The organism is Solibacillus sp. NPDC093137, from assembly GCF_050280445.1.
Classification (GTDB): Bacteria; Bacillota; Bacilli; order Bacillales_A; family Planococcaceae; genus Solibacillus; species Solibacillus isronensis_B.
The window spans coordinates 37,028-48,592 of record NZ_JBNNVH010000011.1; the positions used below are offsets into that span (position 1 = coordinate 37,028).

At 38.2% G+C, this 11,565-nt stretch carries 10 protein-coding genes and 2 riboswitches; of the genes, 8 read left to right on the forward strand and 2 right to left on the reverse strand.

Translation table 11 applies throughout. The annotated features are described in order from the left end of the window. The first annotated feature begins 112 nt into the window (after positions 1 to 112). The 6 genes from ACQKN3_RS19820 to ACQKN3_RS19845 all read left to right on the forward strand — a co-directional run bounded on the left by ACQKN3_RS19820 (position 113) and on the right by ACQKN3_RS19845 (position 7,667). Positions 113 to 1,054 (forward strand): AAA family ATPase, encoded by a 942-nt coding sequence (locus tag ACQKN3_RS19820; protein WP_251691709.1) that lies wholly within the window; start codon positions 113 to 115, stop codon positions 1,052 to 1,054. Further along, positions 1,054 to 2,241 (forward strand): DUF58 domain-containing protein, encoded by a 1,188-nt coding sequence (locus tag ACQKN3_RS19825; RefSeq protein WP_251691712.1) that lies wholly within the window; start codon positions 1,054 to 1,056, stop codon positions 2,239 to 2,241. Before ACQKN3_RS19820 ends, ACQKN3_RS19825 begins: the two co-directional genes overlap by 1 nt. After that, entirely contained in the window at positions 2,238 to 4,388 is a 2,151-nt protein-coding gene (locus ACQKN3_RS19830; RefSeq protein ID WP_427714287.1) for a transglutaminase-like domain-containing protein, read from the forward strand. Before ACQKN3_RS19825 ends, ACQKN3_RS19830 begins: the two co-directional genes overlap by 4 nt. Positions 4,389 to 4,419: 31 nt before the next feature. Beyond that, a riboswitch (purine riboswitch) is annotated at positions 4,420 to 4,521 on the forward strand. A 118-nt stretch (positions 4,522 to 4,639) separates the two neighbouring features. Then, on the forward strand, positions 4,640 to 6,193 hold the full coding sequence (guaA, locus tag ACQKN3_RS19835) for a glutamine-hydrolyzing GMP synthase (protein WP_427714298.1): 1,554 nt from the start codon (positions 4,640 to 4,642) through the stop codon (positions 6,191 to 6,193). A 189-nt stretch (positions 6,194 to 6,382) separates the two neighbouring features. Then, on the forward strand, positions 6,383 to 6,532 hold the full coding sequence (locus ACQKN3_RS19840; protein ID WP_251691717.1) for a hypothetical protein: 150 nt from the start codon (positions 6,383 to 6,385) through the stop codon (positions 6,530 to 6,532). 247 nt (positions 6,533 to 6,779) lie between these two features. After that, positions 6,780 to 7,667, forward strand: coding sequence for a DUF2382 domain-containing protein (locus ACQKN3_RS19845; RefSeq protein ID WP_251691718.1), 888 nt, complete (start codon positions 6,780 to 6,782; stop codon positions 7,665 to 7,667). A 282-nt stretch (positions 7,668 to 7,949) separates the two neighbouring features. Here ACQKN3_RS19845 and ACQKN3_RS19850 read toward each other — a convergent pair whose 3' ends face one another. Then, a complete protein-coding gene (locus ACQKN3_RS19850) occupies positions 7,950 to 8,360 on the reverse strand; it encodes a hypothetical protein (protein WP_251691721.1) in 411 nt (136 codons plus the stop codon). A gap of 78 nt (positions 8,361 to 8,438) precedes the next feature. Next, positions 8,439 to 8,846, reverse strand: coding sequence for an NUDIX hydrolase (locus tag ACQKN3_RS19855; RefSeq protein WP_251691722.1), 408 nt, complete (start codon positions 8,844 to 8,846; stop codon positions 8,439 to 8,441). A 199-nt stretch (positions 8,847 to 9,045) separates the two neighbouring features. Continuing rightward, a riboswitch (purine riboswitch) is annotated at positions 9,046 to 9,147 on the forward strand. A 141-nt stretch (positions 9,148 to 9,288) separates the two neighbouring features. Here ACQKN3_RS19855 and ACQKN3_RS19860 point away from each other — a divergent pair. Together ACQKN3_RS19860 and ACQKN3_RS19865 are read left to right on the forward strand one after the other, a co-directional pair. Further along, positions 9,289 to 10,623 (forward strand): NCS2 family permease, encoded by a 1,335-nt coding sequence (locus ACQKN3_RS19860; protein WP_251691725.1) that lies wholly within the window; start codon positions 9,289 to 9,291, stop codon positions 10,621 to 10,623. A 96-nt stretch (positions 10,624 to 10,719) separates the two neighbouring features. Next, entirely contained in the window at positions 10,720 to 11,196 is a 477-nt protein-coding gene (locus ACQKN3_RS19865; RefSeq protein WP_427714293.1) for an N-acetyltransferase family protein, read from the forward strand. Positions 11,197 to 11,565: the final 369 nt, after the last annotated feature.

The window sequence follows — 11,565 nt, forward strand, 5'->3', positions numbered from 1 at the left end:
TGAAGTGGGGTGATTTTCCATTTTAAAGGGAAACTAGTTGTGCTCGCATTTTGTTTTCGTTATGCTTAAACTACATGCCAAAGAAGCAACGATTTCAAGTGGGAGGACTATTATGAATGAGCAGATCGAAGGAATAATCAGGAATATTGAAAAAGTGATGATAGGTAAAAGAGAGATTGCCGAGCTAAGTATTGTTTCACTATTAGCAGGAGGGCATGTATTACTGGAAGACGTGCCGGGCGTTGGGAAAACGATGATGGTACGTGCGCTTTCAAAGTCTTTAGGCGCAAGCTTTAAACGTATTCAATTTACACCGGATTTACTACCATCTGATGTAATAGGTGTTTCTATATATAATCCGAAAACATTGCAGTTTGAATTCCGTCCGGGGCCGATTGTCGGCAATATTGTGTTAGCGGATGAAATAAACCGTACTTCACCAAAAACACAGGCCGCTTTGTTGGAAAGTATGGAAGAGGGGTCAATTACGGTAGACGGTGAAACAATTCAATTGCCGAAACCGTTTTTTGTAATGGCAACACAAAACCCGATTGAATATGAAGGGACATACCCGCTTCCGGAAGCGCAACTTGACCGTTTTTTACTGAAAATAAAAATGGGCTATCCGACAAAAGAAGAGGAAATCGAAGTGCTGAATCGTGCCGAAAGGTCTGTTCCGATTGATGACCTTTTCCCGGTATTAACAATTGAACAGCTGAACGATTTAAGAGAACAAGTAAAACAAGTACATGTAGAAAATAATATTAAAGAATATATCGTGTCGATCGCACAGCATACACGTCATCATGAAAATGTGTATTTAGGTGTAAGTCCCCGTGCCTCCATCGCATTAATGCGTGCCGCGCAAAGCTATGCCTTTATGAAGGGGAGAGATTATGTCATCCCGGATGATATTCAATATTTAGCGAAATTCGTGTTCGGCCACCGAATTATTTTAAAACCAGAAACACGCTATGAAGGAATTACGGAAGAACGAGTGATTGAAAGTGTTCTGCGTTATGTCCATGTTCCTGTGAAAAGGTATATACCGTAATGAAGGGAATTAAGCAGTTTCTGAAGCATGGCGGGCGTTTAATTACCGTTGTTTCGTTGCTCATTATTACGTATTGTTATGCAATGTTCCAAGGGGGCTTTGTAAGCTGGTTTGTTTTCTTCACGATTCTGCCGTTTTTGGTCTATTCAATTTTACTGGCGATTATTCCGATTCGTTTTAAAGAAATATCCCGTACTTTATCGAAGGAACGAATTGAAAGTGGGAGCAATGTACAAGTTACCGTAACATTTCGGAATACGAGCTGGTTTCCGTTTGTTTTCATGATGGTCCGAGAACTGCCGATGAGGGAACAACATTTTGAAAAGCCGAATGGAAATGTAACGAAACTATTTTTAGTTGGGTGGAAACGCGAGTTTAAGTGGACTTATGAATTGAAAGAGTTAAAACGCGGGGAGCATCATTTTAGGGGATTGCTGTTTACATGTACGGACTTTTTTGGATGGACAATACGGAATGTTGTAATAAATCACCCGCAGCTATTTTTAGTATATCCGAAAGTATCCGACGTCAATTTATTGCCGATTGGAATGCAATATGACCATGGGACAAGCCAGTCCCGCTATTCTTTAATCAAGGATACAACGGTTGCGACAGGGGTTCGCGAATATGTACCCGGTGACCGCTTTTCCTGGATTCACTGGAAATCATTTGCGAAAAATGGTGAACTGCGCACGAAAGAATTTGAAGATCAAAAATCGCAAAATACCTTTGTGCTAATCGATCGTGCAGTACAGAAGAACTTCGATAATGTTGTCGATTACACAGCGTCTTATATAAATAAAATTGTAAAAAAACAGGGCGATGTTTCACTGTTAAGTGTTGGAGTTGACCGTTATTTTACTCCTATAATTAAAACAGGCAAACAATATGAAAAGGTGCTGCAGCATTTGGCGACAGTTGAACCGGATGCTCAGTTTGGTGTCGAACGTCTGTTATTTGAAGAACAGAAAATGATGAGCCGCTCTGTTGTTGTCATCATAACGGGTGAAATGACTCCGGATTTGCAAGAAGTACTGAATGCCGGAACGAAATATGCCCGCAAAATTATATGCTTTGTTGTAAGTGACCAAAAAGATCCGGTTCCGCATATAAGCCAAAATAATGAAGTGCATTATATTGGGATGGACGAAATCCAGCGAACGTATTCGGAGGTGAAGCACGCATGAGACGCAGCACAGCCGAAAAAGTAGAACTCGCGATTTTTTATTTTGTTGTTTTTCTGATTTTAAGAGAATGGCTAGTGCCGGTTATGGAGTTGACGAACACCGGCTACTTTACGCAATTTGTATTATTCATAGGAATTTGTTTAATTCTAGGTATCTATTCACTGCCTTTTATTATTAACTGGCTCATTAAATTAGCGTATATTACGTGGTTTATTGTCAGTGTGTATAAAGATGAGGCATTGACGACGATGCAATTTTTATCAGAAGAACTGAAATATAATTTGGATATACTGCTTGCGGGAGAGTGGATTTATGTAAGTGACCCATTCAGGACAAGCCTGTTTTTCATATTAATTTGGATGCTGATTTATTTAATTCAGCATTGGGTAAGTGTGCGCTATAGCATTTACTATTTCCTGGTGCTTACAGTATTTTTCATCGGGACACTCGATACCTTTACGGAATACGATGGCACAACGGCAATAATAAAAGTAATGCTGCTAGGTCTTGTGCTTACATCTTTGCTGTTTATAAAACGGCTTATGCAGGCAGCAGAAATGCAAAAAGACTGGATGAACTACTTGAAGTATGCAACTCCGATTATTATTTTTGTCATGATGGCAGGTATTGTTGCAACACTTATGCCGAAAGCAGAGCCTCAATGGTCGGATCCGGTGCCGTATGTAAAAAGTATAGCGGGTATTGGAGGTAATGGGAGTCAGTCAGTTGCAACAGTTGGTTATGGGGAAAATGATGAGCAACTGGGCGGACCGTTTGCAGGGGACAATACGATTATCTATGAAATAAAAACACCGATCCGTCAATATTGGCGTGTGGAAACGAAGGATGTTTATACGTCTAAAGGTTGGGAACAATCGAGTGATGAGTCTGTACAGTACACGCTCCTGTTATCAGATCCACTGTCGCTTTCAATCGAACCTGGAAACGAAGACCCCCAATCGGTGGAAGTACAGGCTATAAGTGAAGAATATTTGTTTCTGTTACAGGCCTATGGAGTTACTTCTTATGATTTAAACGGGATGCATACCGGGTTGCGGTATAATACAGGCAATGAGAAAATTTTGCCGCTTATCAATAGTGATGTTATAGCGCCTGCATCATACGAAATGACCTTCCAGCAGCCGGAATATAGTTATGTAGCTCTGAAGGAAACATTATCTTCAACTGAAAGTAACCCGCGCTATTTACAGCTTCCGGATAATTTACCGCAGCGTGTAACTGATTTAGCGCATGAAATTACGGATATGTATGACAGTGTATATGACAAGGCGCGGGCTATTGAAGGTTATTTTGCGCGTAGTGGCTTTCAATATGAAACGAAAAATGTACAAGTACCTTCAGCGGACCAAGATTATGTAGACCAATTTTTATTTGAAACAAGACTTGGCTATTGTGATAACTTCTCTACTTCAATGGTTGTCATGTTGCGCTCAATAGGGATTCAGGCGCGTTGGGTAAAAGGTTTTTCGAGCGGAGAACGGATCGGTGCACAAGACGGTACGTTTACGTATCAGGTGACGAATAATGATGCCCACTCATGGGTTGAAGCGTATATTGACGGTATTGGCTGGATGCCGTTTGAACCGACAATTGGGTTCAGCAATCCGATGAATATTAACTATGACGTTGATTTCGAAGCTCCGGAAGAAGAGCAGTTACCTGAAATGGAAGAACCGGAAGCACCGAAGCCGGAGTTGGAAGAGCAAGATACAACTAAGCAATCAACTCACGGTACAAGTGGAATAGACTGGTCAAAATATAAATGGGTGTTGTACGGGTTACTGGCACTTGTTGTGATCGGGTTAATTATTGCATGGAGAAAACGCGGAAAGTGGCAACCGAAACTTGCTGTCCAATTGAATCGTTCAAAATTAGAAAAAGCGGCAACATTTGAAGAAGCTTACTTTGTATTGTTGAAACAACTGGAGCGCATTCATTTAAAACGAGGGCAAGATGAAACGTTGCAACAGTTTGCAATACGTGTCGATCGACAGTTGGATACGACGAAAATGAGTGAGTTGACGGCGTTTTATGAGCGTCTTATTTATGCGAAAAAGACCGATCAAATGAACGCGGCTGAAATGAAAGAAATTTGGGAATATTTAATCAATCGTACGAGTGGTTGATTTTAATGCGACGAAAGAGTAAAATTTAGAAAAATAAATAGTATTGTGCCTTCATATAAGTCTGGTAATATGGTCCAGATGTTTCTACTAAGTTACCCTAAATAACTTATCTATGACGGTGGGTCTCACTATATCCTTATAAGGCATAGTTATACCCACTTGAAGAAGAGATGAAATATGAACGCGTAGAAATTATTTTCTTACGCGTTTTTTTTCTTAATATAGGCCGCAAAAAATTAGAAGAGGTGGAAATAGTGTCAACTCCTTTGTTAAAAGAGCAAGAAAAGATTGTCGTTCTTGATTTCGGTAGTCAGTTCAACCAATTAATCACGCGTCGTATTCGTGAATTCGGTGTATTCTCGGAATTACATCCACATACGATTACTGCTGAAGAAATTAAAGAAATGAATGCAGTAGGTATCGTATTCTCAGGTGGCCCAAACTCTGTATATGATGAATCGGCATTCCATGTAGATCCAGCGATTTTTGAATTAGGTTTACCGATTTTAGGTATTTGTTATGGCATGCAGTTAATGGCCCACACACATGGCGGTAAAGTGGAAGGCGCGGCAACTCGTGAATACGGGAAAGCTGAAATTAACATTACTTCGGATAATAAATTATTTGCGGAATTACCAAAAGATCAAGTTGTATGGATGAGCCATGGTGACCATGTAACAGCAGTGCCAGAAGGTTTTGAAGTAATTGCGACAAGCCCGGCATGTTCGATTGCGGCAATGGCTGATACTTCTCGTAAATTTTATGCAGTACAATTCCACCCGGAAGTACGCCACTCTGTATACGGCAATGACTTACTGAAAAACTTCGTATTCAATGTTTGTGAAGCAAAAGGCGACTGGTCTATGGCAAACTTCATTGAAATCGAAATTGCGAAAATCCGTGAGCAAGTTGGTGACAAGCAAGTACTTTGTGCATTATCAGGCGGCGTTGATTCATCTGTAGTAGCAGTGTTAATCCACAAAGCAATCGGTGACCAATTAACTTGTATGTTCGTGGACCACAACTTAAACCGTAAAGGCGAAGTTGAGCAAGTTATGAAAACTTTCACAGAAGATTTCGATATGAAACTGATCAAAATTGATGCTCGTGAACGTTTCATGAATAAACTTGCCGGTGTTTCTGACCCTGAGCAAAAACGTAAAATTATCGGTAACGAGTTCATCTACGTATTTGATGAAGAATCATCAAAGCTAAAAGATATGGATTTCTTAGCGCAAGGTACGCTTTACACAGATATTATTGAGTCTGGTACAGCAACTGCCCAAACAATTAAATCACACCACAATGTTGGCGGGTTACCGGAAGATATGAAGTTTGAATTAATCGAACCGTTAAATACACTATTCAAAGATGAAGTACGCGCTTTAGGTCTTGAATTAGGTTTACCTGAAGAAGTTGTATGGCGTCAGCCTTTCCCAGGTCCTGGATTAGGTATCCGTGTACTTGGTGAAGTAACAGAAGAAAAACTGGAAATCGTTCGTGAAGCAGACTACATTCTGCGCGAAGAAATCAAAAAAGCTGGTCTTGAACGTGACATTTGGCAATACTTCGCTGTATTACCTGACATCCGTTCAGTAGGTGTAATGGGCGATGGCCGTACGTACGACTACGCAGTCGGTATCCGCGGTGTAACATCAATCGACGGCATGACATCTGACTGGGCACGTATCCCTTACGATGTATTGGAGAAGATTTCTGTACGTATCGTAAACGAAGTGAAGCACGTAAACCGCGTGCTGTATGACATTACTTCTAAGCCACCAGCAACGATTGAGTGGGAATAGTACTGAATAACGCTTAACTCTTTACTCTCTTTTAGTTATTTTAATAATAACTAAAAGAGAGTTTTTGATTTTGTGGAAATTGGAATGGTGAGATTGTGAATAGATTAATTTAAGGTTTACTTCAGTAAAATGAGGTATATTATATATTGAATAGGTTCTCTGTGAAGACAGGAAAAGTAGGTGAACAAAATGGGAAAATATCAATTGGATAGTAAAGGTAAGGCAGCTGTTACGAAGTATCATGAAAAAAACAAGCCGGCCCAATTCGATAAAAAGCAACAACTTGAAAAATTGCGTGCGCAGTACTTGGAAAAGAAACAGCAACAAAACGATAAATAGGTTGTATGGAAACGTAGAAGGAGTTACATCTTTCTATGTTTTTTTTTGTGCTCTGATTTCGCCTTACCCTTATTAATAATAAATTATTGTCATAGCAGTGTATCTTTTTCTTTCATTTTTATTACAGAATGTTAAATTTACTATCCTCACGTTTATTATTTAGGAGGAAAGGTATTGTATAGTATGCCAAACAAGTATAGACAGTCGGTATAAAAAAATTAACTTAATGAAACTGGAGGAATGAAACATGGAAACACGTGATAACAAATTATATGGTATTTATGACAATGAAGCGGAATTACAGGCAGAAATGGATCGCCTTCGTGCACAAGGCTATGGTGAAGAAGATATGTACATCGTATCTAATCGTGATGATCAACTATCTATGTACCGAAACTCAAAAGGTTACAGCACAAACACGGATGGTTATGATACTGATAATAAAGAAGGTTCTTGGTGGGACCGCTTTAAAGCATTCATGATGGGTGAAGATTTAGTACGTGATCAACACTTTACACAAATGGGCATCTCTGAGGATGAACGAAACCGTTATTATGATGAACTACAGGCAGGGAAATATTTATTGTATGTAGATAGAGACTATGGTACTTATTTTGATGAAGGTACTAAAAATTATGGCGTGAATAATCATTATGAGCGGGATTATGAAAAAACGGATGAAGAACGTTTAGCGCTTCATGAAGAACGCTTGCAAGTAGATAAAAAACGTGTGCAAACAGGTGAGGTGCAAGTCGACAAACATGTAGTCGAAGAGCAGCAAACGATTGAAGTGCCAGTAGAGCATGAAGAAGTCTATGTAGAAAGACGTCCGGTGAATGAGGATACAACACTTAATGCAAATGGGAAACTTCATGACGGAATCAATCATGCCTATGAAGAAGGGGGTAAAATCCATATCCCGGTAACAGAAGAACAAGTGGATGTTACGAAAAAAGATGTCGTTACGGAGGAAATCGTAGTCGGCAAACGAAAAGTGACTGATACGGAAACTGTTTCTGACACGGTTCGCCGTGAAGAAGCGGACGTTAAGGATACGACCCATACTACAAATCATTTAAATGATTTGGACCATTTGGATAATGATCCGTTAAAACGAACAAACCGCGGATTATAAAATAGTCATAAAAAATAGGAAGCCTGTTTTACACAGGCTTCCTTGTTTTATATGTTAGTTATATTCTAGTAAGTAGTTTTAGGTTTAAATTATTCTTCAACAGTGGCTTTTTCGCGAGTTTTCCACTCGATTCCACTAGTAACACATCCAAAAGTAACAATTATTAAAAGTACAAATAATGTGTTATGTAACCAATAGGGCATTCAAACCCCTCCTTTAATATTCTGTGTTTCTTTTTATTATTTTAACATATTAAAGGTGTATACACTCGTTTTTAGATTGTTAGCTATTATTATTTTTATTTATTTGTACAAAAAATGTCACAATTATAAATAAGAAAAATGCGATTAATAAAAGACTACCACCCACAATGAAGAACACCATGTTCATTGTTTCATTTGTATCTAATGGGTTTAAATAATGCAGCCACATTCCTATACATAAACCAAAAGCACCAATCATACCTAAAATACTTTGGATTTTAACAAAAATCAGCTTCCGGACAGGTACTGAATAATAGAAAATCCCCCACGCAAAAACCGATAACCAACCTACCAATACAAAGTGTGCGTGTACTGGACGTAAAGCATAGTTCATGTTACCGCTCATGATTGATCCGATGAATACACCGATAAAACCTGAAACAGCCGCAAAGCGAATTAAATGCATTGCCCATTTTCGTTGTTGTTGCAAAAAAATCCCCCCTATTTGTTTAAACTTTACTATAAAGGAGCAATATAACATCTCTATAAACTTTCTATAAAATAATTATTAGGCCAACAAATCGAGCACGTTATGTTGGTGGAAATCTGCGATAATCTCTTGTGGTAACAATGTGAGCAGTTCATCTTTTGTCGCCCATAAATAGTGTAGATGTTCATTGGATAAAGTAATTTGCTCCTCTTTTGTATCGCATAAGAAAGTGAGCAGGACAATTTGTCGCGTTTTACTCGTGTGGAATGTTGTTGAAAACAACTGATTCTTTACAGTGATATTCAATCCAACTTCTTCTAAAAATTCCCTCTTCAGTGCAATTTCAAATGACTCGCCAAAATGCAGATTTCCTCCGACAGTCTCCCATGTGCCAGCACCAACTTCTTCAATCTGTGAGCGCTGCACGATCAGTATTTTATTATTTTTAACAAGAACTCCTTTTACCACTACCTTAATTTCATTCAATTTGAGTTCCCCAATTCAGTATAAATATAGTGAAACTTAGATTAGACTTTTTTGTATTCCAAGTTTAATAATAACAAATATAGACACAAGAGAAGAAGTAAATGACTAATTTATGGATGTTTTTACGAACTATGAATTAAAATTCATAAAAAATGTTCGGAAATAGCTTGTAATTCAAAAAATGAAATGATATATTACAAACGTAAATTAAATACGTCGTCGTATAATGTCGGGAATAAGGCCCGTGAGTTTCTACCGAATCACCGTAAATGATTCGACTACGATTTATAAATAAGTAACATCACTACTATAATAGGAGTGTAATATACTTATTTTCCTTAAATCGTGGACATGCGGCATTTATGCTTTGCGTGTCTTTTTTGTTTTTAAGGTTAAGTGTTCTTTAGATGTTGAAGACGACAACACGGAGGAAAATTTCATTATGAAAAAGTATTTCGAGTTCGATAAACTTGGAACTAATTATCGCCGGGAGATTTTAGGTGGCTTTACAACATTCTTGGCAATGGCTTACATTTTAGTAGTAAACCCTAGCATTTTAACGCTATCTGATATTGAAGGTTTACCAGATGCACTCCGCATGGATTACGGTGCAGTATTTGTGGCAACAGCTGTTTCAGCAGCAATTGGATGTTTCATCATGGGGATTGTCGCAAGATATCCTTTAGCTTTAGCGCCAGGTCTGGGCTTAAACGCATTCTTTGCTTACACGGTTGTATTAACAAACGGAAGCCCTTGGCAACACGCTTTGGCCGCAGTATTTGTATCAGGTGTATTCTTCTTATTATTAACGGTTACAGGATTACGTGAAAAATTAATCAACGCCATCCCAATGGAACTTAAAATTGCTGTTGGTGCTGGTATCGGCTTATTCGTTTCGTTCATCGGTTTAAAAAACGCGGGCATTATCGTTGCGAGTGAGGCAACAGTTGTCGGTTTAGGTAACTTACACGATGCTGAAGTATTGTTAGCGATTTTTGGTATTCTTCTTACAGTAATTTTCTTAGTGCGTGGAATGAAGGCCGGCGTATTTATTGCGATGGCTATTACTGCAATCGTAGGTATGGTCATTGGGTTAGTTGATTTACCATCCCAAGTTGTTTCAGCACCACCAAGTGTAGAGCCTACTTTCGGTAAATTATTCTCAGCATTCACTGATCCTGAGTTCTATTCGCTCACAATGATATCGGTTATTTTATCATTCTTGTTCGTAGACTTCTTTGACAACGCAGGTACTTTAATGGCTGTTGCCAACCAAGCAGGATTTGTTAAAAATAATAAATTACCTCGTGCAGGTAAAGCATTAATTTCAGATTCAATCGCTTCTATTTCAGGTTCGATCTTTGGTACATCAACAGTAACATCTTATGTAGAATCTTCAGCAGGGGTTGGAGCAGGCGCACGTACAGGTTTCGCTTCAATCATTACAGGTATCTGTTTCTTGCTGGCGCTATTCTTATCACCAATATTAAGTGTTGTAACAAACGCAGTTACTGCACCGGCATTAATTGTCGTAGGTATTTTAATGGTATCTTCACTTGGACAAATTGAGTGGAATAAATTCGAAGTAGCTGTACCAGCATTCTTCACAATGTTAATGATGCCGTTAACATCATCAATCGCAACAGGTCTTGCAGTAGGTTTCGTGTTCTACCCATTAACAATGGTGTTAAAAGGAAAAGCAAAAGAAGTAAACCCGATTATGTATATTTTCGCAGTACTCTTCCTGATTTATTTAGGTACTGTCGGTTCAATGTAAAATCATTCACCAGTCAACTATTGTTGGCTGGTTTTTTTATTTTTGCAGGAAAATATAATTGGGGAATCGAACTGAATATTAAAGGGGGAGAGGTTAATGGTTATTAAAATAGAAGAAGCAAAGGAACAACACTATATAGAAGTAAATCGTTTAGTAAGGCAAGGCCATGACGATCATGTAAAGGGGGACAATACGGTGTTCCGTGAAGTGGAGAGTGTTATGCCAGAAGAATATTATTTGGAATTGCTTGAGCAAGAGCAAAGTACCGTATTAATAGCACGGGAGGAAAATAAAATAATAGGCTTTGCTGTCATCAGTATAGAAGCTTCTCCGGATTTCCCTTCATTAGTTCATAGGAGGTTTGCATACATTCATGATTTTGGTATAGATCAGTCAGAAAAACGGAAAGGAATTGGAACGCTATTATTTGAAGCTTGTTTAAAGTGGGCAAAAGAAATGAATGTGAATGAGGTAGAGTTAAATGTATGGGAGTTCAATGAAGAAGCCATTGCATTTTACAAAAAACATTCTATGAAAACAATCAGCAGGAAAATGAGATTGGCTATTCAATAGTTATTTCTTTAGGAAAAGTAATTTATTTTTAGGTGACAAGTAAATTAACTTTACTCTATATATAATAGGAAGAAACTCAATTTAAGTTAGAGAGCAAAAATCAGAAAATTTTTTCTTTAAATAAAGGGTTGCATAATCCTTTGTGTGGGGTGTATAGTTAATCACGTTGCTGCGAAACAAACGCAAACAACACAAACGAAAAAACAAATTTTAATAAAGTTGTTGACAAACATAAACAACGCTGTTAAAATTTAAACAGTCGCACAAACGACTGACACAATGAACCTTGAAAACTGAACAAGCAACGTTAATGAAACAAGCTTCTTAAATGAAGCAAACAATAGATTTCAACTTCTAACGAAGTTGGAT

Coding starts and splice junctions, on each gene's coding strand:
- ACQKN3_RS19830 (WP_427714287.1), top strand. CDS start 2,238: ATGAGACGCAGCACAGCCGAAAAAGTAGAACTCGCGATTTTTTATTTT.
- ACQKN3_RS19865 (WP_427714293.1), top strand. CDS start 10,720: ATGGTTATTAAAATAGAAGAAGCAAAGGAACAACACTATATAGAAGTA.
- ACQKN3_RS19845 (WP_251691718.1), top strand. CDS start 6,780: ATGGAAACACGTGATAACAAATTATATGGTATTTATGACAATGAAGCG.
- ACQKN3_RS19825 (WP_251691712.1), top strand. CDS start 1,054: ATGAAGGGAATTAAGCAGTTTCTGAAGCATGGCGGGCGTTTAATTACC.
- ACQKN3_RS19820 (WP_251691709.1), top strand. CDS start 113: ATGAATGAGCAGATCGAAGGAATAATCAGGAATATTGAAAAAGTGATG.
- ACQKN3_RS19860 (WP_251691725.1), top strand. CDS start 9,289: ATGAAAAAGTATTTCGAGTTCGATAAACTTGGAACTAATTATCGCCGG.
- ACQKN3_RS19840 (WP_251691717.1), top strand. CDS start 6,383: ATGGGAAAATATCAATTGGATAGTAAAGGTAAGGCAGCTGTTACGAAG.